Origin of the sequence: Klebsiella aerogenes (genome assembly GCA_029027985.1) — a bacterium.
Taxonomy (GTDB): Bacteria; Pseudomonadota; Gammaproteobacteria; order Enterobacterales; family Enterobacteriaceae; genus Klebsiella; species Klebsiella aerogenes_A.
The window spans coordinates 1197125-1222364 of record CP119076.1 but is presented as its reverse complement, the minus strand read 5'-3'; the positions used below and the strand labels follow the sequence as shown (position 1 = coordinate 1222364).

At 54.6% G+C, this 25240-nt stretch carries 17 protein-coding genes, 1 tRNA gene and 3 rRNA genes; 8 read left to right on the top strand and 13 right to left on the bottom strand.

The window, feature by feature from the left end; translation table 11 throughout:
- Nucleotides 1–70 precede the first annotated feature (70 nt).
- Genes rseC through rpoE form a run of 4 tightly spaced genes read right to left on the bottom strand, consistent with a single transcriptional unit; the run spans nt 71 to nt 2761 of the window.
- Nucleotides 71–550: a SoxR-reducing system protein RseC gene (gene rseC / locus PYR66_05915; protein WEF29251.1), complete on the bottom strand. Its 480-nt coding sequence runs from the start codon at nt 548–550 to the stop codon at nt 71–73.
- The gene (gene rseB / locus PYR66_05910; GenBank protein WEF29250.1) at nt 547–1503 is read right to left on the bottom strand and encodes a sigma-E factor regulatory protein RseB; all 957 of its coding nucleotides are present in this window, start codon (nt 1501–1503) and stop codon (nt 547–549) included. Before rseB ends, rseC begins: the two co-directional genes overlap by 4 nt.
- The gene (gene rseA, locus PYR66_05905; protein ID WEF29249.1) at nt 1503–2153 is read right to left on the bottom strand and encodes an anti-sigma-E factor RseA; all 651 of its coding nucleotides are present in this window, start codon (nt 2151–2153) and stop codon (nt 1503–1505) included. The genes rseB and rseA overlap by 1 nt, the downstream gene beginning before the upstream one ends.
- Before the next feature lie 32 nt (nt 2154–2185).
- Nucleotides 2186–2761, bottom strand: coding sequence for an RNA polymerase sigma factor RpoE (gene rpoE / locus PYR66_05900; protein WEF29248.1), 576 nt, complete (start codon nt 2759–2761; stop codon nt 2186–2188).
- A gap of 422 nt (nt 2762–3183) precedes the next feature.
- Here rpoE and nadB point away from each other — a divergent pair, with 422 nt between their 5' ends.
- Nucleotides 3184–4803 carry an L-aspartate oxidase gene (nadB, locus tag PYR66_05895; protein WEF29247.1) on the top strand — a complete coding sequence of 540 codons (1620 nt, stop codon included), beginning with the start codon at nt 3184–3186 and terminating at the stop codon, nt 4801–4803.
- On the opposite strand, the gene PYR66_05890 is transcribed toward nadB, so the two are convergent.
- Nucleotides 4788–5525, bottom strand: a complete 738-nt coding sequence (locus PYR66_05890; GenBank protein WEF29246.1) for a tRNA1(Val) (adenine(37)-N6)-methyltransferase — start codon at nt 5523–5525, stop codon at nt 4788–4790. The genes nadB and PYR66_05890 overlap by 16 nt on opposite strands.
- 131 nt (nt 5526–5656) lie before the next feature.
- On the opposite strand from PYR66_05890, the gene srmB reads away from it, so the two are divergent.
- Nucleotides 5657–6988: an ATP-dependent RNA helicase SrmB gene (srmB, locus tag PYR66_05885; GenBank protein WEF29245.1), complete on the top strand. Its 1332-nt coding sequence runs from the start codon at nt 5657–5659 to the stop codon at nt 6986–6988.
- A 45-nt stretch (nt 6989–7033) separates the two neighbouring features.
- Here srmB and grcA read toward each other — a convergent pair whose 3' ends face one another.
- Entirely contained in the window at nt 7034–7417 is a 384-nt protein-coding gene (gene grcA, locus PYR66_05880) for an autonomous glycyl radical cofactor GrcA (protein WEF29244.1), read from the bottom strand.
- A gap of 317 nt (nt 7418–7734) precedes the next feature.
- On the opposite strand from grcA, the gene ung reads away from it, so the two are divergent.
- Entirely contained in the window at nt 7735–8424 is a 690-nt protein-coding gene (gene ung, locus PYR66_05875) for a uracil-DNA glycosylase (GenBank protein WEF29243.1), read from the top strand.
- Between the two features lie 57 nt (nt 8425–8481).
- Here the strand turns inward: ung and PYR66_05870 are convergent, their stop codons facing one another.
- Complete coding sequence (locus PYR66_05870; GenBank protein WEF29242.1) at nt 8482–9552, bottom strand: tRNA/rRNA methyltransferase; 1071 nt, start codon at nt 9550–9552, stop codon at nt 8482–8484.
- A gap of 204 nt (nt 9553–9756) precedes the next feature.
- Here PYR66_05870 and trxC point away from each other — a divergent pair, with 204 nt between their 5' ends.
- From trxC to PYR66_05845, 5 genes are all read left to right on the top strand, one after another.
- A complete protein-coding gene (trxC, locus tag PYR66_05865; protein ID WEF29241.1) occupies nt 9757–10182 on the top strand; it encodes a thioredoxin TrxC in 426 nt (141 codons plus the stop codon).
- Between the two features lie 69 nt (nt 10183–10251).
- Nucleotides 10252–10950 (top strand): tRNA-uridine aminocarboxypropyltransferase, encoded by a 699-nt coding sequence (tapT, locus tag PYR66_05860; protein ID WEF29240.1) that lies wholly within the window; start codon nt 10252–10254, stop codon nt 10948–10950.
- 35 nt (nt 10951–10985) lie between these two features.
- Nucleotides 10986–13661, top strand: a complete 2676-nt coding sequence (gene pat / locus PYR66_05855; GenBank protein WEF29239.1) for a protein lysine acetyltransferase — start codon at nt 10986–10988, stop codon at nt 13659–13661.
- Nucleotides 13662–13756: 95 nt separating this feature from the next.
- Nucleotides 13757–15112, top strand: coding sequence for a CDP-diacylglycerol--serine O-phosphatidyltransferase (gene pssA / locus PYR66_05850; protein WEF30368.1), 1356 nt, complete (start codon nt 13757–13759; stop codon nt 15110–15112).
- 42 nt (nt 15113–15154) lie between these two features.
- Entirely contained in the window at nt 15155–15478 is a 324-nt protein-coding gene (locus PYR66_05845) for a YfiM family lipoprotein (protein ID WEF29238.1), read from the top strand.
- A gap of 2 nt (nt 15479–15480) precedes the next feature.
- Here PYR66_05845 and PYR66_05840 read toward each other — a convergent pair whose 3' ends face one another.
- The 6 genes from PYR66_05840 to clpB form a co-directional block, all read right to left on the bottom strand.
- A complete protein-coding gene (locus PYR66_05840; GenBank protein ID WEF29237.1) occupies nt 15481–16779 on the bottom strand; it encodes an MFS transporter in 1299 nt (432 codons plus the stop codon).
- Between the two features lie 408 nt (nt 16780–17187).
- Nucleotides 17188–17303: ribosomal RNA gene (rrf, locus tag PYR66_05835) — 5S ribosomal RNA — on the bottom strand.
- Between the two features lie 93 nt (nt 17304–17396).
- Nucleotides 17397–20301: ribosomal RNA gene (locus tag PYR66_05830) — 23S ribosomal RNA — on the bottom strand.
- Between the two features lie 191 nt (nt 20302–20492).
- Nucleotides 20493–20568 (bottom strand) — tRNA-Glu (locus PYR66_05825).
- An 84-nt stretch (nt 20569–20652) separates the two neighbouring features.
- A 16S ribosomal RNA gene (locus PYR66_05820) occupies nt 20653–22192 on the bottom strand.
- Together the 16S, 23S and 5S rRNA genes with 1 tRNA gene alongside form the textbook arrangement of a ribosomal RNA operon.
- A 453-nt stretch (nt 22193–22645) precedes the next feature.
- Nucleotides 22646–25219, bottom strand: a complete 2574-nt coding sequence (gene clpB / locus PYR66_05815) for an ATP-dependent chaperone ClpB (protein ID WEF29236.1) — start codon at nt 25217–25219, stop codon at nt 22646–22648.
- Nucleotides 25220–25240: the final 21 nt, after the last annotated feature.

The following is a 25240-nucleotide window of genomic DNA, read 5'->3' as shown; positions in this document are numbered from 1 at the left end:
AGATCCAGCATAACGGCAGAAATTGTGGCGTTGTGACAGGAAGAGTAAATAAAGATGAGGGCCAGTGAAATCACTGCCCCACGCTTGAGGAAGGCGTTTCGACGCGCAGCAAATCTGGCGGTAAACCGACGCTTAAAATCACCGGCTGCCACGACTGGCGAGCAGCCAACTGCGGCGACAGGCCGCGCGCGACCAGGAACCCGCCGACGCCGCCAAGCACCGCGCCGCACAGAGAAGCGATATCGCTGGCAAACAGCACCTGGAAAATCGACGCCATCACAAACAATCCCAGCAGCGGCGCCATATAGACCAGCATCGCCGACCCCAGCAGACTGCTTTCGGCAATACCCAACTCCACTTTTTGCCCGGCAGCCAATGGTTGGTCGCAAGGAACGCTAATGGTATGGCTGGTTTGCGGCCCCAGTTTGTTCAGCACCCGGCTACCGCAGCCGGCACGCGAAGCGCAACTGCTGCAGGAAGCTTTAACGTCGCAGTGAACCTGCGCCATGCCGTCGTGCCAGGAGATGACGGTCGCCCACTCTTTGATCATGGCGCCGCCCTGAACTTAATGCTGTCAGAAATACGTTTCGCCGTCTGCGGCGGTAATTCGCCAACCACTGAGATTTCAGCGTTATCGCGTACCGAGGTACTGACGGTGCGGCGACCGGTGCGCAGCAGCTGTTCGCTACTGTTTGCCGTCGCGCGGTTAACATTGACGGAGAAACTGAACAGGCCATCGGAATAGAGACGCGACTCTACCGGGCCGTCGAAGGTCGGTAAGCGACGCTGGCTGCTGGACACTTCCGTTACCCCCTGCGGCAGCCAGGTAGGCGCCCAGTTGAAGTTGGCTTTATTACCGCTTTCAGGGACCGACAGCTGCGGCGGCAGGCTGGCTTTCGACAGCGCTTCCATACTTGAGCTCACGTTATCGCCGATATTGAACGAGACCACCCGGAACTGTTCCAGCGTTTCGCCATCGCGATCGAGCAAGTCGACACGCAGCGGCAGCTTGGTCTCGGCATCCAACCACGCGATATAGCTATAGCGCGTACCGTCGCGGGCAACCACACGCACGACATCGCACAGGCGATCGGCAATACGCGTACGGCCTACGGAGATGAAATCGTAATAGGCGGCCAACTTCTTGAAATCGGTATAGACCAGGGAAGGCAGAGAATCGACGATATAGTCGCCGTTCAAGGTGAACGGATCGAGACCGGGTTCGAAGTAGCTGATTTCAGTACCGCGCAACACGACTTCCCGACGAGGGCCGTCAAGTTGCAGTAGCTGGGCAAGAGGCTGGTTGTTCAGCCGCACGTGACGATAACGCAACGACTCAACGCCCTGTTTGTTGATACTGACGAAAGACAGCTCGTAATTGAGAGACTGGCTGGCCAGGTTCATCTGCTGCAACAACGCCCCGGACGATGTATCAGCCGAGGCGTTGGCGGAGAAGAACAGGCTGCCTGCCATGAGCGACATGGCACACCAAAGTTGCTTCATTACTGCGATTGCGTTCCTAATGTTTGATAACCCGGCACCTGAACAGCGGCTTGCTGAGTCTGGGCCTGGCCAAACTGAAGCTGCTCAGCGTGCAGGCGACGCTGCAATTCATAGTCCTGCAGCATAGCATTAATACGACGACGTTGCTCCTGAACCTGCGCCTGCTGGCCGCTGCCGGCTGAGGCATCTGCCGGAACGCCCAGGCTAACCGGGCTGGCTTTGCCCATCATCGGCATGGTATTGAACACCGGCGCTTCCGGCTGTTGGGAGGCATCCGTATGCCCGTTATACTGCTGAACGCCGACGATCACGGCCAGAGAAACGCACGCTGCCACGCCCATTTGGGTAAGCGAACTGGCCCACGGACGCACTTTTTGCCAGAACGGCATTTGGCGCCACTGGTGTGGAGCGGGTTGAGATTCAGGAATAAGCGGCGCGACCTGACGAACAGGTTCGTTCTCGATGGCGGCCATCACGCGGGATGAGATGTCAAATTGGAGCATCTCAGCGGTGTCGCCTCGCAGCGTATCGCGGATGAGATGGTAGCTCTCCCAGGTTTTTTGCATTTCAGAAGAACGACTCAGCTCATTGAGCAGCTCGTTATCCAGCGTTTCACCATCCATTAAGGCCGAAAGTTTTTCTTTCTGCATGCCTGATACCCTTTTCCAGTATTCCGCTATCGTCAACGCCTGATTAGCGGTTGAACTTTATTATCAATAGCTTCTCGTGCCCGGAAGATACGCGAACGTACCGTGCCTACCGGACAATCCATGATGGCGGCGATTTCTTCATAGCTCAGGCCATCCAGCTCCCGCAACGTAATTGCCATGCGTAAATCTTCCGGAAGCGATTCAATGGTACGAAAAACTATTTGTCTCAGCTCTTCTGACAACATTAAGTTCTCAGGGTTCGAAATTTCTTTCAATGCCCCGCCGCTTTCGAAGTTTTCCGCCTCGTTGGCGTCAACATCGCTGGATGGCGGACGGCGTCCCTGAGCAACCAGATAATTCTTTGCCGTATTCACGGCGATACGATACAACCAGGTATAAAAAGCGCTATCCCCCCGGAAAGAATCCAGCGCACGCCATGCCTTCACGAACGATTCCTGAACAACGTCAGCGATATCGCCCGGCGGCACATAGCGGGAGACCAGACTGGCGACCTTATGCTGATAGCGCACTACCAGTAGGTTAAACGCTTTCTGATCTCCTTTTTGGACCCGTTCAACGAGGACCTGATCCGTTAACTGCTCGCTCATCCGAGGTAATGTCTCCCCAAACCCAATTCCCATGCGTATTCAGAACACCACCCAAGTACTGCATTATGAGCAAGCAGACGTTTGGAGTGTCTGAACACAATAAAGTTCCGTTACGCTTTTGATTTTTGTCTGACAACGGTGGACTGATTGTTATCTCTCATTATAAGTCCCGTTGTTCAACGCCAGGTAAGCTAATGAAGAAAAAGCGCAAGGCCCGCCTGAAGGGTAACGTAACCCAACTTATTTTTCACTATAAAATCTGAAGCTAACGACCTGCTTCGCAAATATTTTCTTTCATTTACATATCACCTTCACCGATAAATTTGTTTAGCCCGCACAACTGAAATAGAAAATAATTGTACGATTTAGCCCCAACAGGTGCTATCGTGGCAATATTGTGTTTAGTACATTAAACAAAGACAATGAAGACGACTCCTGATTTTTCCTGTGATGTATTAATTATTGGCAGCGGCGCAGCCGGGTTGTCCCTGGCGCTGCGTCTGGCGGAGCGCCACTCGGTCGCCGTACTGAGTAAAGGCCCGGTTAGCGAAGGCTCGACCTTCTATGCCCAAGGGGGCATTGCCGCCGTTTTCGATGAAACCGACAGCATCGAGTCTCACGTCGAAGATACGCTGATCGCCGGGGCGGGCCTTTGTGATCGCCGCGCCGTTTCGTTCGTCGCCAGCAACGCCAAACCCTGTGTGCAGTGGCTTATCGATCAAGGTGTACTATTTGATACCCAGGTTCAGGCCAATGGTGAAGAGAGCTATCACCTGACCCGCGAAGGCGGCCATAGCCACCGGCGGATCCTGCACGCCGCCGATGCCACTGGTAAAGAGGTCGAGACAACATTGGTTGGCAAAGCGCTGGCGCATCCGAATATCACTATTCTGGAACGCAGTAACGCAGTCGATCTGATTATCTCCGATAGGGTTGGTTTACCAGGCACTCGCCGGGTAGTCGGCGCGTGGATCTGGAATCGTAATAAAGAAAAGGTGGAAACCTGTAGCGCGAAGTCCGTGGTACTTGCTACCGGCGGCGCCGCCAAGGTTTATCAATACACCACCAACCCTGATGTCTCCTCCGGCGATGGCATCGCCATGGCCTGGCGTGCGGGATGTCGCGTGGCAAACCTCGAATTTAACCAGTTCCACCCTACCGCGCTGTATCACCCGCAGGCGCGGAATTTTCTGTTAACGGAAGCGCTGCGCGGCGAAGGCGCGTTGCTGAAACGCCCTGACGGCAGCCGATTCATGCCGGACTTCGACGAACGCGGCGAACTGGCTCCGCGTGATATTGTCGCCCGCGCCATCGACCATGAGATGAAACGTCTCGGCGTCGACTGTATGTATCTCGATATCAGCCATAAACCCGAAGCGTTTATTCGCCAGCATTTCCCGATGATCTACGAAAAACTGCTCGGGCTGGGTATCGATTTAACCAAAGAGCCGGTGCCAATCGTGCCTGCGGCTCATTACACCTGCGGCGGCGTCATGGTTGATGATCATGGGCGTACTGACGTCGACGGCCTGTACGCCATCGGCGAAGTCAGCTACACCGGGCTGCATGGCGCTAACCGCATGGCCTCAAACTCACTGCTGGAGTGCCTGGTTTACGGCTGGTCGGCGGCAGAGGACATTGCTAAACGCTTGCCGCTGGCGCAATCAGCGGAACAGCTTCCGCCCTGGGATGAAAGCCAGGTTGAGATTCCGGATGAACTGGTGGTGATTCAGCATAACTGGCACGAGCTGCGCCTGCTGATGTGGGATTATGTCGGCATTGTCCGTACGACCCGCCGCCTGGAGCGCGCCCTGCGCCGCATTACCATGCTACAGCAGGAGTTGGATGAATATTACGCGCGCTTCCGCGTTTCTAACAATTTACTTGAACTGCGCAATCTGGTGCAGGTCGCCGAACTCATCGTGCGCTGCGCCATGCAGCGCAAAGAGAGCCGCGGCCTGCACTATACGCTCGACTACCCGGAAATGCAGGCCGACAGCGGCCCGTCGGTGCTCTCGCCGCTGACTCACATAAAGAGATAAAAGTCGCGGGTCAGCGCAGTAAAACCTTCGGAATACTGCTGTTCTGGCCCGCGAACCACCAGCCGGTCGCTGAAACACTCTCCGGCGCTGGGCGAGAATGCCAGCAATACGCGATGCGGCGGACGCAATTCCGTTTCCGCTACATCGGTACGCAGCCGCAGATGCCACCCCATCGCTTTCGCTCTATCGACAAATGCATTGCCAATATCCACCGGCAGCACTACGCAGAAAAATCCCTCTTCGGTAATCAGATCCGCCGCGCAGGCGAGCAGCGTCGTATGATCAAGCGAGGTCGTATAGCGCGCCTGTTCGCGCTGCGATGTCGCGCAAGGTACGCCCTCGGCAAAAAACGGCGGATTGCTGACGATAAGCTCATAACGCCGCAGCGGCTGCGGTTGCCACTGCTGGATCGGCGCCTGAAACACCGCAATGCGCGCAGCCCAGTCGCTGGCCGCTACGTTTTCCCGCGCCTGCGCGGCAGCCTCTTCATCAAGTTCAACCGCATCAAGCAGTACCGATTCCGCGGTGCGCTGGGCTAACATTAATGCCAACAAGCCACTACCGGAGCCGATATCCAGCACGTGCTTCACCTGAGCAATCGGCGCCCAGGCACCAAGCAGAATGCCGTCAGTACCGACTTTCATTGCGCAGCGATCGTGGGCGACGAAAAATTGTTTAAAGGTAAAACCATTACGCGGCAGCGCAAACTTCGACTGAGACATCCTCAAAAACCTTGCTGGCAAAAACTCCTGTGCTTAAGGCTATGCACAATACCGGAGAACAGATAGCCTTACAAACAGATGAACATTACGTCAGTAACGTCTATAATCGGCGGCCCACTCAGAGGTAGAACATGACTGTAACGACTTTTTCCGAACTTGAACTCGACGAAAACCTGCTGGAAGCGCTCCAGGATAAAGGTTTCACACGCCCGACAGCCATTCAGGCCGCCGCTATTCCGCCTGCGCTTGATGGCCGTGATATTCTCGGTTCTGCCCCGACAGGCACCGGTAAAACTGCGGCATATTTGCTGCCAGCGTTGCAGCATCTGCTTGATTTCCCGCGTAAGAAATCGGGGCCGCCGCGTATTCTCATCCTGACGCCGACCCGTGAGCTGGCGATGCAGGTCGCTGACCACGCCCGTGAGCTGGCGAAGCATACCCATCTGGATATTGCCACCATTACCGGCGGCGTTGCGTATATGAACCACGCGGAAGTGTTCAGCGAAAACCAGGATATCGTGGTCGCCACCACCGGTCGCCTGCTGCAGTATATTAAAGAAGAGAACTTCGACTGTCGCGCGGTTGAAACGCTGATCCTTGATGAAGCGGACCGTATGCTGGACATGGGCTTTGCCCAGGATATCGAAACCATCGCCGGTGAAACCCGCTGGCGCAAACAGACCATGCTGTTCTCCGCCACGCTGGAAGGCGACGCGATCAAAGATTTTGCCGAACGCCTGCTGGAAGAACCCGTGGAAGTTTCCGCGAACCCATCGACCCGCGAGCGTAAAAAAATTCACCAGTGGTACTATCGCGCCGATGATATCGAGCACAAAACCGCGCTGCTGGTTAATCTGCTGAAACAGCCGGAAGCGACCCGCTCTATCGTCTTTGTACGTAAACGCGAGCGCGTTCATGAACTGGCCGCGAAGCTGCATGAAGCCGGGATCACCACCTGCTGGTTGGAAGGCGAGATGGTGCAGATCAAACGTAACGAAGCGATTAAACGCCTGACCGACGGTCGCGTCAACGTACTGATAGCCACCGACGTCGCCGCACGCGGCATTGACATCCCTGATGTCAGCCACGTCTTTAACTTCGACATGCCGCGTACCGCCGATATCTATCTGCATCGTATCGGTCGTACCGGGCGCGCCGGTAAAAAAGGCACCGCGATTTCACTGGTTGAAGCGCACGACCACCTGCTGCTGGGCAAAATCGGCCGCTACGTTGAAGAGCCGCTGAAAGCCCGCGTGATCGATGATCTGCGCCCGAAAACCCGCGCGCCGAGCGAGAAGCTAACCGGTAAGCCATCGAAAAAAGTGTTGGCGAAACGCGCCGAGAAAAAAGAGAAAGAAAAAGAAAAACCGCGGGTGAAGAAACGCCACCGTGATACTAAAAATATCGGTAAGCGTCGTAAACCAAGTGCTGCCGGGACGCCGTCAACGTCCAACGAAGAGTAAAAAAAACGCCGGGATATCCCGGCGTTTTCACATCTGGCTTAAGCCTTACAGGCTTTCGGTAAAGGTACGAGCGATAACGTCGCGCTGCTGTTCCGGAGTCAGGGAGTTAAAGCGTACCGCATAGCCGGAAACACGAATGGTCAGCTGCGGGTATTTTTCCGGATGTTCGACCGCGTCCATCAGGGTTTCACGACGCAGCACGTTGACGTTCAGATGCTGACCGCCTTCCACACGGACTTCCGGTTTTACATCTACCGGGATTTCACGGTATTCGATTTCACCCAGTTTGCTGACCGCAACAACATCATCTTCTGCAAAACCCGCTTTTGCGCACAGGCAGCGTGCTTCACCTTTTTCGCTATCCAACAGCCAGAAAGAGTTCAGCAGGTCGTCGTTTGCCGCTTTAGTAATTTGGATACCAGTAATCATGTGATGCCTCCCTTAGGCAATGTATATTCGTTTTGATTGGCCATCTCCGGCCAATTGGTAAAACCATTGTTGTATGAGTGTATATATATCAGTCGCTCACCCGGCATTCATTGATTTAAATCAATAAAAACCACTCACTCAAAGTGGGTATATGGGGATATTATTGTTTTACATCAAGTTACGCCAACAGAATCAACCAAAAAATATTGTAAATTTTCAACTTTTTTTATGTGTAAGCGCGCAGGAATGACGTCGTAATTTTGTTATGCAGAAAGAAGCAGTTAAGCTATACGCATGACACTTTGCAGGAGAGCAGGATGACCACCCCATTGACCTGGCACGACGTGCTGGCGGAAGAGAAACAGCAGCCCTATTTTCTAAACACCCTGAAGACCGTCGCTGAAGAGCGCCAGTCCGGCATGACCATCTATCCGCCGCAAAAAGATGTCTTTAACGCCTTTCGTTATACCGAACTGGGTGAGGTTAAAGTGGTCATTTTGGGACAGGATCCCTACCACGGCCCAGGGCAGGCGCACGGCCTGGCTTTCTCGGTCCTGCCGGGAATACCCATCCCACCGTCGCTACTGAACATGTATAAAGAGCTGGAAGGCACAATCCCCGGCTTTGAGCGCCCGGCACATGGTTATCTGGAAAGCTGGGCGCGTCAGGGCGTTCTGTTGCTCAATACCGTATTGACGGTGCGCGCCGGTCAGGCGCATTCGCATGCCAGCCTCGGCTGGGAAACGTTCACGGATAGGGTTATTGCGCTGATTAACCAACATTGCGAAGGGGTGGTATTTCTGTTGTGGGGGGCGCATGCACAGAAGAAAGGCGCCATTATCGATCGCCAACGCCACTGCGTACTGAAAGCGCCGCACCCGTCGCCGCTGTCGGCACACCGCGGTTTCTTCGGCAGCAACCACTTTGTGCAAACCAACCAGTGGCTGGCCGAACGCGGCGAAGCGCCAATCGACTGGGTGCCAGTGCTTCCGGCAGAAAGCGAATAACCTGTAGCAATAAAAAAAGCCAGCATTCGCTGGCTTTTTCGCATTCAGAGGCAGGTATTATGCCTTGTTCTGACGCCACCATTCCGCCAGCAGTACGCCGGTAGCAACGGAAACGTTGAGGCTTTCGACATTACCGGTACCGTCAATGGCGACGCTGAGATCCGCGCTGGAAATCGCCGCATCGGACAGACCATCGCGCTCCTGACCTAACACCAGTACCATTTTCTTCGGCAGCTCAGCTTTAAACAGCGGGGTGCCGTCATGGCTGGAGGTCGACACAATGGCATAACCGGCCTGACGGAATTGCGTCAGAGTATCGATGAAGCTATCGCCGGTGATCGGTTCGACATGTTCCGCGCCGCCTTCCGCCGTACGGATTGCCGCACCGGATTCCAGCACGCCGGCATCCTGCACCACAACGCCCTTCACGCCGAAGTGCGCGCAGCTACGCATAATCGCGCCGAGGTTGTGCGGGTTGCCGACATCTTCCAGCGCCAGTACGCAATCTTCGGCGCTCGCCTTCGCCACCCACTGGGCAACGGAAGTACCATGACGCTTTTTGATCAGGAAGCACACGCCGCCGTGGTGTTCGGTGCCGGAAGCTTTCGTCAGCTCGGCTTCATCGACCACGTGATAGGCCTTACGGTTGGCCGCCATCCAGCGCAGCGCTTCTTTAAAGCGCGGCGTTACGCTCTGGATAAACCAGGCGCGAACGATGGCCTCCGGGCGGCTCTGGAACAGCGCCTGGCAGGCATTTTCACCGTAAACGCGGGTTTCTTCCGCGCGCTGGCGACGCAGCACTTCCGGATCGATAAAGCTTTTACCGCTAATCCCGCCGTGATCTTCTTTTACCGGCGTCTCATCGCCAGGGGCGCGGGAAACGGTACGCCACGGGGAAGCATCGTCACGATTAAAATCATTACGCTTGCGGTCATCGCGTTTGCGATCGTCGCCGCGGCTGTTACGTTCATCGCGCGCAGGGCGGCTGCGGCCGTCAACACGAGATTTTCCTGGACGACCGCCCCCTTTCCCGGTACGCGGGTTATGGGTACGTTTGTCAGAATCATCATCACTGCGGACATACATCACTTTGACCTTGCCGCTTTTATTTTTCAGTTCGTCGCTCATCTATTTTCTCCACCTGCGCTGCGCGAAGCGCGAAGATTACCCGATGTATCTTCACTTAGCCATTATTTCGTTTAAAAGCCTCGGTCTATTGTAATCATCGAACAAAACACATTGTCCTTTATTTGCGTCTCATCGATAATATGTAACATTACAGAAACAAATCGGCCACGTGCCGCGCTGCAACCCCATAACCAGAGGTTAGTTATGAATACCGTTTGTGCCAGTTGTCAGGCTCTGAACCGCATCCCCGAAGATCGTAGCGCCGATGGCGCCAAGTGCGGGCGCTGCGGCCACGATCTCTTTGACGGCGATGTCATCAACGCGACCGGGGCAACGCTGGATAAACTGTTAAAGGACGATCTGCCTGTCGTTGTTGATTTCTGGGCGCCGTGGTGCGGCCCTTGCCGTAGCTTCGCGCCGATCTTTGAAGATGTGGCCGAGGAACGCAGCGGCGAAATGCGTTTTGTGAAAGTGAACACCGAAGCAGAACGCGAACTGAGTGCCCGTTTCCGCATTCGCAGTATCCCGACCATTATGATGTTCAAAAATGGCGAAGTGATCGACATGCTGAATGGCGCAGTCCCCAAAGCGCCGTTCGATAGCTGGCTGAACGAGGCCAATCAACCGTAAAGCCTACGGGGCACCGCTTGTGCCCCGTTTTCACCTCTGCGACAATAGCGTTTTTCACTAACGACTCCCATGATTGATAACGCTGTCCTTCGCCTTCGCGCCGAACGTCTCGCGCGCGCTACCCGGCCTTTTCTTGCTCGCGGCAACCGTATCCGTCGCTGCCAGCGTTGTCTGCTGCCGCTAAAGCAGTGTCTGTGCGCGACGCTGGCTCCTGTCCCTGCCGACAGCCGCTTTTGCCTGGTGATGTTCGATACCGAGCCGATGAAACCCAGCAATACCGGACGCCTTATCGCTGATATTCTGCCGAACACCGAAGCGTTTCAATGGTCGCGCACCGAACCGCCGCAGGCGCTGCTCGATCTGGTCGCCAACCCCGATTATCAACCGATGGTGGTCTTCCCGGCCTCTTATGCCGGGCCGGATCGCCAGGTGCTGAGCGCCCCGCCGGGCGGTAAACCGCCGCTGTTTATCATGCTCGACGGCACCTGGACGGAGGCACGGAAAATGTTTCGTAAAAGCCCTTACCTCGATGCGCTGCCGATTATCTCGGTCGATCTGTCGCGTATTTCCGCCTATCATCTGCGCGAAGCCCACGCCGACGGCCAGTACTGTACGGCGGAAGTCGCGATCGCCTTGCTGGATCTGGCCGGTGACGCTCAGGCTGCCGCCGCGCTTGGCGAGCACTTTAGTCTATTCAGAAGTCGCTATCTGGCGGGAAAAACGCAGCATAAGGGCAGTATCACAGCACAACAGGCAGAAAGCGTTTAAAATCATTCGGTCACTGGGGATCAAAGGAGACCGGTATGAGCCAACGAGGCCTGGAAGCACTGTTGCGGCCAAAGTCGATCGCCGTTATCGGCGCATCAATGAAACCACAGCGCGCTGGTTATTTAATGATGCGCAACCTGTTGGCCGGCGGTTTTAACGGCCCGGTCCTACCGGTCACCCCCGCATGGAAAGCGGTGCTTGGCGTACTGGCGTGGCCGACGATCGACAGCCTGCCGTTTACGCCCGATCTGGCGGTACTCTGTACCAACGCCCGACGCAATCTTGAATTGCTCGAAGCCTTAGGGCAAAAAGGGTGTAAAACCTGCATTATTCTCTCCTCGCCACCCGAGCAATATCCCGCGTTGCTCGAATGCGCCGCTCGCTATCAGATGCGCCTGCTCGGCCCGAACAGCTTAGGATTGCTGGCGCCGTGGCAAGGTTTGAACGCCAGCTTCTCGCCGGTACCGATCCAGCGCGGCAAGCTGGCATTTATTTCACAGTCCGCCGCCGTCTCTAACACTATTCTGGATTGGGCGCAGCAGCGTGAGATGGGGTTCTCCTACTTTATCGCGCTGGGTGATAGCCTTGATATCGACGTCGACGACCTGCTCGATTTTCTTGCTCGCGATAGCAAAACCAGCGCCATTCTGCTTTACCTGGAACATCTCAGCGATGCGCGACGCTTCGTGTCCGCTGCCCGTAGCGCTTCGCGCAATAAACCCATTCTGGTGATTAAAAGCGGCCGCAGTCCGGCGGCGCAGAAACTGCTGCACGTAAACTCAGGCATGGATCCCGCATGGGATGCCGCCATTCAGCGCGCGGGTCTGCTGCGGGTGCAGGATACGCACGAACTGTTCTCCGCCGTTGAAACCCTGAGCCATATGCGCCCACTGCGCGGAGAAAAGCTGATGATTATCAGCAACGGCGCGGCGCCGGCGGCGCTGGCGTTAGACGAACTGTGGCTACGCAACGGCAAACTCGCCACGATTAGCGACGCCACCTGTGAACAGCTCAAACAGGCGCTACCAGCAGGTGTCGAGGTGGCTAACCCCTTAGATCTCCGCGATGACGCCAGCAGCGAGCATTATCGCAATGCGCTGAACGTGTTGCTCGACAGTCAGGACTATGATGCGCTACTGGTGATCCACTCCCCCAGCGCCGCGGCGCCGGGTACCGAAAGCGCGCTGGCGCTGATTGATGCTCTGAAGCGCCACCCTCGCGGGAAATATGTCACAGTGCTGACTAACTGGTGCGGAGAATACTCCTCCCAGGAGGCACGGCGGTTGTTTAGCGAGGCCGGTATTCCAACCTATCGAACACCGGAAGGCACCATTACCGCCTTTATGCATATGGTCGAATACCGACGCAACCAAAAGCAGCTGCGGGAAACTCCGGTGTTGTCGGATACGCTAACCGCCAATACCGCAGAAGCCCACACGCTATTGCAGCGCGCGTTGAGTGAAGGCGCCACCTCGCTGGATACCCATGAGGTCAGCCCGGTGTTACGCGCTTATGGCATCCATACGCTGCCTACCTGGATTGCCGCCGACAGCGCCGAAGCGGTACATATCGCCGAGCAGATTGGCTATCCGGTGGCGCTGAAGCTGCGCTCGCCGGATATCCCGCATAAATCCGAAGTTCAGGGGGTCATGCTCTATCTGCGTACCGCCGCGGAAGTACAGCAGGCGGCGGACGCCATTATCGATCGTGTGAAAATGGCCTGGCCGCAGGCGCGCATTCACGGCCTGCTGGTGCAGAGCATGGCAAACCGCGCCGGAGCGCAGGAGCTTCGCGTGGTCGTCGAGCACGATCCGCTCTTCGGCCCGCTGATTATGCTCGGCGAAGGTGGTGTCGAATGGCGGGCGGAGAACCAGGCGGCGGTCGCTCTGCCGCCGCTGAATATGAATCTGGCGCGCTATCTGGTTATCCAGGCGATTAAAAGTAAGAAGATCCGCGGACGCAGTGCGCTACGTCCGTTGGATATTCCCGGCCTCAGCCAGTTGCTGGTACAGGTCTCTAACCTGATCGTCGATTGTCCGGAGATCCAACGACTGGATATTCACCCCCTACTCGCCTCCGGCCATGAATTCACTGCCCTCGACGTTACGCTCAGCCTGGCCCCCTTTAGCGGCGACAGCGAAAGCCGGTTGGCGATCAGGCCTTACCCACAGCAGCAGGAAGAGTGGGTGGTGATGAAAAACGGCGAGCGCTGCCTGTTCCGGCCGATCCTGCCGGAAGATGAACCCCAGCTATTGGCCTTTATCGAAAAGGTGACCAAAGAAGATCTCTACTATCGCTACTTTAGCGAGATCAACGAATTTACCCATGACGACTTAGCCAATATGACGCAGATCGACTACGATCGAGAAATGGCGTTTGTCGCGGTACGCGCCGTGGAACAAGGCAGCGAGATCATCGGCGTCACCAGAGCGATTTCCGATCCGGATAATATTGATGCCGAGTTCGCCGTGCTGGTCCGCTCCGATCTGAAGGGATTAGGCCTCGGCCGCCGGCTGCTGGAAAAGCTGATCACCTACACGCAGAGCCATGGATTGCAGCGCTTAAACGGGATCACCATGCCAAATAACCGTGGCATGATAGGCCTTGCCAGAAAGCTTGGCTTTGCGGTGGATATCCAGCTGGAAGACGGCATTGTCAGCCTGTCGCTTGCGCTGAATACGTTACATTCGGTGACAAGTCACAGCAATTAATGACCACATTAGCGGGTAGTGATGGTATTATTGCCCGCTTACGTCGTCTGCATGGTACAGAAGACCCTTCAATAACAGAGAAGAAACGCACTGTGATGTTGTCAAAATTTAAGCGAAATAAACATCAACAACACCTTGCCCAACTCCCTAAGCTCTCTCAGTCAGTTGATGATATCGAGTTCTTCTATGCGCCGGCCGATTTTCGCCAGGCGCTACTGGCAAAGATAGCCCACGCCACCCAGCGTATTTGCATTATTGCGCTCTACCTTGAGCAAGATGATGGCGGAAAAGGAATACTGCAAGCCCTGTATGACGCCAAGCGTCAGCGCCCGGAACTGGATGTGCGCGTGCTGGTTGACTGGCATCGCGCCCAGCGCGGCCGCATCGGCGCTGCGGCCTCCAATACCAATGCGGATTGGTACTGCCGTATGGCCCATGAAAACCCTGGAGTCGATATCCCGGTCTATGGCGTTCCGGTCAATACCCGGGAAGCGCTTGGCGTACTCCATTTTAAAGGTTTCATCATCGATGACAGCGTTATCTACAGCGGCGCCAGTCTGAATGATGTGTATCTGCATCAGCACGATAAATATCGCTACGATCGCTATCAATGTATCCGCAACGCTAAGATGGCCGATGTCATGTTCGACTGGGTTGAGCAGAACCTGGTACAGGGCCGCGGCGTGAATCGTCTCGATCGCCCGGACAGGCCGAAAAGCCCGGAAATTAAAAATGATATTCGCCAGTATCGCCAGGATCTGCGCGAGAGCGGCTATCATTTCGTCGGCAACGCCGATGAAGACCACCTGTCGGTTACGCCGCTGGTCGGGCTCGGTAAATCGAGCATGCTCAATAAGACTATCTTCCACCTGATGCCGTGCGCCGAGCACAAACTGACGATCTGCACGCCATACTTCAACCTACCTGCCGTACTGGTCAGAAATATTATTTCTCTACTGCGCAGCGGCAAAAAAGTGGAAATTATCGTCGGCGATAAAACCGCGAACGATTTCTATATACCGGAAGATCAGCCGTTTAAAATCATCGGCGCGCTGCCTTATCTGTATGAAATTAACCTACGCCGCTTCCTGAGCCGTCTGCAATATTATGTGAATACCGATCAGTTGATCGTGCGGTTGTGGAAAGATGACGATAACAGTTATCACCTGAAAGGTATGTGGGTTGACGACGAATGGATGCTGCTTACCGGCAACAACCTCAACCCGCGCGCCTGGCGTCTCGATTTAGAAAATGCCGTGCTTATCCACGATCCTAAGCATCAGCTGCGCGAGATGCGGGAAAAGGAGCTTAAGCTTATCCGTACCCATACTACGGTGGTGAAGCACTACCGCGATCTACAAAGCATCGCTGAGTATCCGGTGAAGGTGAAGAAGTTGATACGTCGCCTACGACGTATTCGCATCGACCGACTGATCAGCCGCATTCTCTAAATCAATGCCCCGTTTTACGGGGCTTTTTTTTCAGGAAGAATTATGCGCCATCTTGTGATTATCGCCCCTTTACTGCTTAGCGGTTGCAGCCATATGGCGAACGACGCCTGGAGTGGCCAGGACAAAGCCCAGCACTTCCTCGCCTCAGCAATGCTTTCCGCTGCCGGCAACGAGTATGCCCAACATCAGGGATACAGCCGCGACCGCAGCGCCGCGATCGGTCTGATGTTTTCCGTCGGTTTGGGGGCATCAAAAGAATTATGGGACAGCCGCCCGGCGGGGAGCGGCTGGAGCTGGAAGGATTTCGCCTGGGATGTCGCCGGCGCCACCACCGGCTATGCGGTGTGGCAGCTGGCGCATCATTAACACTACAAACGCAGGCCTTTCCCCTTGCCATGCAGCATCAGGGAGACCAGGAAAGCAATCGCCGCCATCACCGTCACATACCAGTAGAAGGCGTGCTCAATACCTGCAGATTTGAGCGACAGCGCCACGTATTCCGCCGAACCGCCAAACAGCGCGTTCGCTACCGCATAAGATAAGCCAACACCCAGTGCGCGGACCTGAGCCGGGAACATTTCCGCCTTCAGGATCCCACTGATGGATGTGTAGAAGCTGACGATCAATAGCGCGCAAATCACCAGAGCAAAGGCCGCATACGGCGAGCTGACGTTCTGCAGCGCGCTAAGGATCGGTACAGTGAATAGTGTCGCCAGTACGCCGAAGCACAGCATTGAGGTGCGACGGCCAACTTTATCCGAGAATGCGCCAAACAGTGGCTGTACCAGCATATAAACGAAAAGCGCCGCCGTCATAATCATGCTGGCGGTGCTGGCTGACATCCCCGCAGTATTGACCAGATACTTTTGCATATAGGTCGTGAAGGTGTAGAAGGTCAGCGAACCCGCGGCGGTGAAGCCCAGCACCATTACAAAAGCCCGGCGATTGCGCCACAAACCTTTAAAAGAACCCGCTTCTTTCAGCGCGCGAGTCTCCTGTTTCGACGTTTCATCCAGTTGACGACGCAACCACAGAGCAACAATGGCCAGCACCGCCCCCAGCGCAAAGGGAATACGCCATCCCCAGGCGTGCAGATCTTCATCGCTCAGGATCTGCTGCAGCGCAACAACAACCAGCACCGCCAGCAGCTGACCACCGATTAAGGTGACGTACTGGAATGAAGCGTAGAAACCTTTCTTTCCTTCGACCGCAACTTCACTCATGTAGGTCGCACTAGTGCCGTATTCCCCACCAACAGACAGGCCCTGGAACAAACGCGCCAGCAGCAGCAGCGCCGGAGCCCAGGTACCGATAGTGGCATACCCCGGCAGGCAAGCGATGACCAGCGAACCAAAGCACATCATGCAAACCGATATCAGCATTGAGGCTTTGCGTCCGCGACGGTCAGCAATACGACCAAACAACCAACCGCCGATAGGGCGCATCAGAAATCCGGCGGCAAACACCCCGGCAGTTTGTAACAATTGGGTCGTGGTATTTCCTGAAGGGAAGAAGATATGCGCAAAATAGAGTGAGCAAAATGAGTAGACATAGAAATCAAACCATTCCACCAGGTTCCCTGAAGATGCGCCAACAATTGCCCATATCCGGCGCCGGGTATCCCCCTGCTCCAGGGAGCCCTGCTCGTTAATGCTACTTTCTGTCATTATAATTTTGCTCCAGCAAAGACTGTAATCTGCCTCGTCGGGCGTGACACGTCACTCGGACAAATTAATTAGTGACGCAAATGTTATATAATTGTTATTTATTTATATGTGATTGTATTCACATTTTTTTTCGTAACGCCAGTTTTCGCGATTAACGCCAGCGCATGAGCAATGAAAAAGAGAATTATGGCGAAGTGGGTACAACGACGGGGTTTTATGTTGCTTTGAATGAAGGTAATGGAACGGTATGGCAGGGTTTCCCCGGAGGCGGTGCTATGCACCTTGTCCGGGCTACAGGGCCCGTAGCCCCGGTAAGCGCAGCGCACCGGGGAGGCGACGACGCAGTTGTCCAAAAAATACAAAAACAAAAGGCCCAGTCTTTCGACTGAGCCTTTTGCTTTGTTTGATGCCTGGCAGTTCCCTACTCTCACATGGGGAGACCCCACACTACCATCGGCGCTACGGCGTTTCACTTCTGAGTTCGGCATGGGGTCAGGTGGGACCACCGCGCTATCGCCGCCAGGCAAATTCTGTTATCAACACGTCTCCTGGACGCATCGATTAATCTGTATCACGCTGAAAATCGTCTCAAATCGCCAAAACAGCTTCGGCGTTGTAAGGTTAAGCCTCACGGTTCATTAGTATCGGTTAGCTCAACGTATCGCTACGCTTACACACCCGACCTATCAACGTCATCGTCTTTAACGTTCCTTCAGGAGACTTAAAGTCTCAGGGAGAACTCATCTCGGGGCAAGTTTCGTGCTTAGATGCTTTCAGCACTTATCTTTTCCGCATTTAGCTACCGGGCAATGCCATTGGCATGACAACCCGAACACCAGTGATGCGTCCACTCCGGTCCTCTCGTACTAGGAGCAGCCCCCCTCAATTCTCCAGCGCCCACGGCAGATAGGGACCGAACTGTCTCACGACGTTCTAAACCCAGCTCGCGTACCACTTTAAATGGCGAACAGCCATACCCTTGGGACCTACTTCAGCCCCAGGATGTGATGAGCCGACATCGAGGTGCCAAACACCGCCGTCGATATGAACTCTTGGGCGGTATCAGCCTGTTATCCCCGGAGTACCTTTTATCCGTTGAGCGATGGCCCTTCCATTCAGAACCACCGGATCACTATGACCTGCTTTCGCACCTGCTCGCGCCGTCACGCTCGCAGTCAAGCTAGCTTATGCCATTGCACTAACCTCCTGATGTCCGACCAGGATTAGCTAACCTTCGTGCTCCTCCGTTACTCTTTGGGAGGAGACCGCCCCAGTCAAACTACCCACCAGACACTGTCCCCACGCCGGATTACGGCGCCAGGTTAGAACATCAAACATTAAAGGGTGGTATTTCAAGGTCGGCTCCACGCAGACTGGCGTCCACGCTTCAAAGCCTCCCACCTATCCTACACATCAAGGCTCAATGTTCAGTGTCAAGCTATAGTAAAGGTTCACGGGGTCTTTCCGTCTTGCCGCGGGTACACTGCATCTTCACAGCGAGTTCAATTTCACTGAGTCTCGGGTGGAGACAGCCTGGCCATCATTACGCCATTCGTGCAGGTCGGAACTTACCCGACAAGGAATTTCGCTACCTTAGGACCGTTATAGTTACGGCCGCCGTTTACCGGGGCTTCGATCAAGAGCTTCTCCTTACGGATAACCCCATCAATTAACCTTCCGGCACCGGGCAGGCGTCACACCGTATACGTCCACTTTCGTGTTTGCACAGTGCTGTGTTTTTAATAAACAGTTGCAGCCAGCTGGTATCTTCGACTGATTTCAGCTCCATCCGCAGGGACTTCACCTACATATCAGCGTGCCTTCTCCCGAAGTTACGGCACCATTTTGCCTAGTTCCTTCACCCGAGTTCTCTCAAGCGCCTTGGTATTCTCTACCTGACCACCTGTGTCGGTTTGGGGTACGATTTGATGTTACCTGATGCTTAGAGGCTTTTCCTGGAAGCAGGGCATTTGTTACTTCAGCACCGTAGTGCCTCGTCATCACACCTCAGCGTTAACAGCGTTCCGGATTTACCTGGAACACCCGCCTACATGCTTAAACCGGGACAACCGTCGCCCGGCTAACATAGCCTTCTCCGTCCCCCCTTCGCAGTAACACCCAGTACAGGAATATTAACCTGTTTCCCATCGACTACGCCTTTCGGCCTCGCCTTAGGGGTCGACTCACCCTGCCCCGATTAACGTTGGACAGGAACCCTTGGTCTTCCGGCGTGCGGGCTTTTCACCCGCATTATCGTTACTTATGTCAGCATTCGCACTTCTGATACCTCCAGCAACCCTCACAGGCCACCTTCGCAGGCTTACAGAACGCTCCCCTACCCAACAACACATAGTGTCGCTGCCGCAGCTTCGGTGCATGGTTTAGCCCCGTTACATCTTCCGCGCAGGCCGACTCGACCAGTGAGCTATTACGCTTTCTTTAAATGATGGCTGCTTCTAAGCCAACATCCTGGCTGTCTGTGCCTTCCCACATCGTTTCCCACTTAACCATGACTTTGGGACCTTAGCTGGCGGTCTGGGTTGTTTCCCTCTTCACGACGGACGTTAGCACCCGCCGTGTGTCTCCCGTGATAACATTCTTCGGTATTCGTAGTTTGCATCGGGTTGGTAAGTCGGGATGACCCCCTAGCCGAAACAGTGCTCTACCCCCGAAGATGAGTTCACGAGGCGCTACCTAAATAGCTTTCGGGGAGAACCAGCTATCTCCCGGTTTGATTGGCCTTTCACCCCCAGCCACAGGTCATCCGCTAATTTTTCAACATTAGTCGGTTCGGTCCTCCAGTTAGTGTTACCCAACCTTCAACCTGCCCATGGCTAGATCACCGGGTTTCGGGTCTATACCCTGCAACTTAACGCCCAGTTAAGACTCGGTTTCCCTGCGGCTCCCCTATACGGTTAACCTTGCTACAGAATATAAGTCGCTGACCCATTATACAAAAGGTACGCAGTCACACCCGAAGGTGCTCCCACTGCTTGTACGTACACGGTTTCAGGTTCTTTTTCACTCCCCTCGCCGGGGTTCTTTTCGCCTTTCCCTCACGGTACTGGTTCACTATCGGTCAGTCAGGAGTATTTAGCCTTGGAGGATGGTCCCCCCATATTCAGACAGGATACCACGTGTCCCGCCCTACTCTTCGAGTTCACAACCTGTGCATTTTGGTGTACGGGACTATCACCCTGTACCGTCGGACTTTCCAGACCGTTCCACTAACACACAAGCTGATTCAGACTCTGGGCTGCTCCCCGTTCGCTCGCCGCTACTGGGGGAATCTCGGTTGATTTCTTTTCCTCGGGGTACTTAGATGTTTCAGTTCCCCCGGTTCGCCTCGTTAACCTATGTATTCAGTTAACGATAGTGCAACGAATTGCACTGGGTTTCCCCATTCGGACATCGCCGGTTATAACGGTTCATATCACCTTACCGACGCTTTTCGCAGATTAGCACGTCCTTCATCGCCTCTGACTGCCAGGGCATCCACCGTGTACGCTTAGTCGCTTAACCTCACAACCCGAAGATGTTTCGTAAAACATGCTCGTGTCGCGAAAATTTGAGAGACTCGAACACACCATTAATGGTGTGTCGTTTCAATTTTCAGCTTGATCCAGATTTTTAAAGAGCAAATATCTCAAACATCACCCGAAGGTAAGTTTTGAGATACTGAGGTCGGCGACTTTCACTCACAAACCAGCAAGTGGCGTCCCCTAGGGGATTCGAACCCCTGTTACCGCCGTGAAAGGGCGGTGTCCTGGGCCTCTAGACGAAGGGGACGTGAAGTCTCAATCGCAAGACGCCTTGCTATTTACTTTTCATCAGACAATCTGTGTGAGCACTACAAAGGCAGGTTCTTTCAGGTAAGGAGGTGATCCAACCGCAGGTTCCCCTACGGTTACCTTGTTACGACTTCACCCCAGTCATGAATCACAAAGTGGTAAGCGCCCTCCCGAAGGTTAAGCTACCTACTTCTTTTGCAACCCACTCCCATGGTGTGACGGGCGGTGTGTACAAGGCCCGGGAACGTATTCACCGTAGCATTCTGATCTACGATTACTAGCGATTCCGACTTCATGGAGTCGAGTTGCAGACTCCAATCCGGACTACGACATACTTTATGAGGTCCGCTTGCTCTCGCGAGGTCGCTTCTCTTTGTATATGCCATTGTAGCACGTGTGTAGCCCTACTCGTAAGGGCCATGATGACTTGACGTCATCCCCACCTTCCTCCAGTTTATCACTGGCAGTCTCCTTTGAGTTCCCGGCCGGACCGCTGGCAACAAAGGATAAGGGTTGCGCTCGTTGCGGGACTTAACCCAACATTTCACAACACGAGCTGACGACAGCCATGCAGCACCTGTCTCAGAGTTCCCGAAGGCACCAAAGCATCTCTGCTAAGTTCTCTGGATGTCAAGAGTAGGTAAGGTTCTTCGCGTTGCATCGAATTAAACCACATGCTCCACCGCTTGTGCGGGCCCCCGTCAATTCATTTGAGTTTTAACCTTGCGGCCGTACTCCCCAGGCGGTCGACTTAACGCGTTAGCTCCGGAAGCCACGCCTCAAGGGCACAACCTCCAAGTCGACATCGTTTACGGCGTGGACTACCAGGGTATCTAATCCTGTTTGCTCCCCACGCTTTCGCACCTGAGCGTCAGTCTTTGTCCAGGGGGCCGCCTTCGCCACCGGTATTCCTCCAGATCTCTACGCATTTCACCGCTACACCTGGAATTCTACCCCCCTCTACAAGACTCTAGCCTGCCAGTTTCGAATGCAGTTCCCAGGTTGAGCCCGGGGATTTCACATCCGACTTGACAGACCGCCTGCGTGCGCTTTACGCCCAGTAATTCCGATTAACGCTTGCACCCTCCGTATTACCGCGGCTGCTGGCACGGAGTTAGCCGGTGCTTCTTCTGCGAGTAACGTCAATCGCTGAGGTTATTAACCTCAGCGCCTTCCTCCTCGCTGAAAGTACTTTACAACCCGAAGGCCTTCTTCATACACGCGGCATGGCTGCATCAGGCTTGCGCCCATTGTGCAATATTCCCCACTGCTGCCTCCCGTAGGAGTCTGGACCGTGTCTCAGTTCCAGTGTGGCTGGTCATCCTCTCAGACCAGCTAGGGATCGTCGCCTAGGTGAGCCATTACCCCACCTACTAGCTAATCCCATCTGGGCACATCTGATGGCATGAGGCCCGAAGGTCCCCCACTTTGGTCTTGCGACGTTATGCGGTATTAGCTACCGTTTCCAGTAGTTATCCCCCTCCATCAGGCAGTTTCCCAGACATTACTCACCCGTCCGCCGCTCGTCACCCGAGAGCAAGCTCTCTGTGCTACCGCTCGACTTGCATGTGTTAGGCCTGCCGCCAGCGTTCAATCTGAGCCATGATCAAACTCTTCAATTTAAGTTTGATGCTCGTGAATTAAACTTCGTAATGAATTACGTATGTTCACTCAGAGACTTGGTATTCATTTTTCGTCCGAGGACGTTAAGAATCCATGTCACTTTGAGTGCCCACACAGATTGTCTGATAAATTGTTAAAGAGCAGGTGCGACGCGCTTTAGCGCTCTGTCGCGAGGTGGCGTATATTACGCTTTCCTCTTTCAGAGTCAAGCGTTTAATTTCGCTTTTCTCTGTCGAGATTCTCAGGAGAACCTCGCTGGCCCGGCGGCTTGTTTGCCGTTGTTCCGTGTCAGTGGTGGCGCATTATAGGGAGTAATTCTGAAGTGACAAGCATAAATTCGAAAAAACAATTCAACCGCTCACTTTTCACCCAAATCACCATTGAGACTTTAATTCTTGCCTGGTTTTTAAACAAAAACGAGCCCATTGGGCCCGTTTTTGTCGTTTTGTGACTTACTGCACTGCCACGATATGGTCGTTTTTAACCACCAGCTCAACCGTTTTCCCCGGAACCAGCTCACCAGAAAGGATTTGCTGGGCTAACGGGTTCTCTATCTGCTGCTGGATTGCACGCTTCAATGGACGCGCGCCATATACCGGGTCGTAGCCATTTTCACTCAGCAGTTTCAGCGCCTCGTCGGACATATGCACTTCATAGCCGCGTTCTTCCAGACGTTTATACAAACGCTGCAGCTGGATCTGCGCGATAGAAGCAATGTGTTTTTCACCCAACGGATGGAAGACCACCACTTCATCTATACGGTTGATAAACTCCGGACGGAAGCTCTGGCTAACCACGCCAAGCACCAGATCCTTCATATGACCGTAGTCCAGTTCGCCGAAACGTTCCTGAATGAGGTCGGAACCAAGGTTAGAGGTCATGATGACGACCGTATTACGGAAGTCGACCGTTCTCCCCTGCCCGTCGGTCAGACGACCATCGTCAAGCACCTGCAGTAGTATGTTGAACACATCCGGATGCGCTTTTTCCACTTCATCCAGCAGGATGACGGAATAAGGACGACGACGAACCGCTTCGGTCAGGTAGCCGCCCTCTTCATAGCCAACATATCCCGGAGGCGCGCCGACCAGACGCGAGACCGAGTGTTTTTCCATAAACTCGGACATGTCGATACGCACCATCGCGTCGTCGCTATCGAACATAAAGTTAGCCAGCGTTTTGCAAAGCTCGGTTTTACCCACCCCGGTCGGGCCGAGGAACAGGAACGAACCAATCGGCCGGTTCGGGTCCGACAACCCGGCACGGCTACGGCGAATGGCGTTCGATACCGCTTCAACCGCCTCATCCTGGCCAATCACACGATGATGCAAATCCTGCTCCATACGCAGCAGTTTTTCTCGCTCGCTTTCCATCATTCGCGCCACCGGAATACCGGTCCAGCGCGCCAATACTTCAGCAATCTCCGCATCCGTAACTTTGTTACGTAACAGACGCATCGTTTTGCCTTCAGACTGCGTGGCCGCCGCCAGCTGCTTTTCCAGCTCTGGAATTTTGCCGTACTGCAGTTCGGACATCCGCGCAAGGTCACCAAGACGACGCGCTTGTTCGATAGCGATTTTAGCTTGTTCCAGTTCGGCTTTAATGGTCTGCGTACCAGAGAGCGATGCTTTCTCTGCTTTCCACTCTTCTTCCAATACCGAGTACTGACGTTCTTTATCCGCCAACTCTTCGTTAAGCATATCGAGACGCTTCAGGCTCGCCTCATCGGCCTCTTTCTTCAGCGCTTGTTGTTCCAGCTTAAGCTGGATGATGCGACGATCGAGGCGGTCGAGCTCTTCCGGTTTAGAATCAATCTGCATCCGGATACTGGATGCCGCTTCATCAATAAGGTCGATCGCTTTATCCGGCAACTGACGGTCGGCAATATAGCGATGAGACAGCGTCGCCGCCGCAACGATTGCCGGATCAGTGATCTGCACGTGGTGGTGCAGCTCATAGCGTTCTTTCAGGCCACGCAGAATGGCGATGGTATCTTCTACCGTCGGCTCGGCAACGAACACTTTCTGGAAACGACGTTCCAGCGCGGCGTCTTTTTCAATGTACTGGCGATATTCGTCAAGCGTAGTCGCACCAACGCAGTGTAACTCGCCGCGCGCCAGGGCTGGTTTCAGCATGTTGCCAGCATCCATCGCGCCGTCGGCTTTACCTGCGCCGACCATCGTATGCAGTTCATCGATAAACAGGATGACGTTGCCTTCCTGTTTCGCCAGGTCGTTCAGCACACCTTTCAGGCGCTCTTCAAACTCGCCGCGATATTTCGCCCCGGCCACCAGCGCGCCCATATCCAGCGCCAATACCCGACGGCCTTTCAGCCCTTCCGGTACTTCGCCATTGACGATACGCTGCGCTAGACCTTCAACGATCGCCGTTTTACCGACCCCAGGTTCGCCAATCAGCACCGGGTTGTTTTTGGTACGGCGCTGCAGTACCTGGATGGTACGGCGGATTTCTTCATCACGGCCGATCACCGGGTCCAGTTTGCCTTGTTCGGCCCGTTCGGTCAGATCGACGGTAAATTTTTTCAATGCCTGACGTTGGTCTTCGGCACCCTGATCGTTCACGCTTTCACCTCCGCGCATTTGTTCAATCGCCTGAGTCACATTGGCGGTTGTTGCTCCGGCGGATTTCAGCAGGTCGGTTAGCGTACCGCGTGATTCAAGCGCCGCCAGAACGAACAGTTCTGACGAAATAAAGTTATCCTTTCTCTTTTGCGCCAACTTGTCGCAAAGATTGAGAATACGCACCAGATCCTGAGACGGCTGCACGTCACCGCCGGTACCTTCTACCTGCGGTAAACGGCTCAGCGCCTGTTCGATTTGGCTACGTAACGCCACGGCGTTGACACCTGCCGAGGTTAATAAAGGATGTACCGATCCCCCTTCCTGATTCAGCAAGGCGCTCATTAGATGAAGTGGTTCGATGAATTGGTTGTCGTGCCCGAGTGCTAGCGACTGGGCATCGGCGAGAGCAAGCTGGAATTTATTAGTAAGACGATCCAGACGCATAACTCCTCCCATAAACAGGTC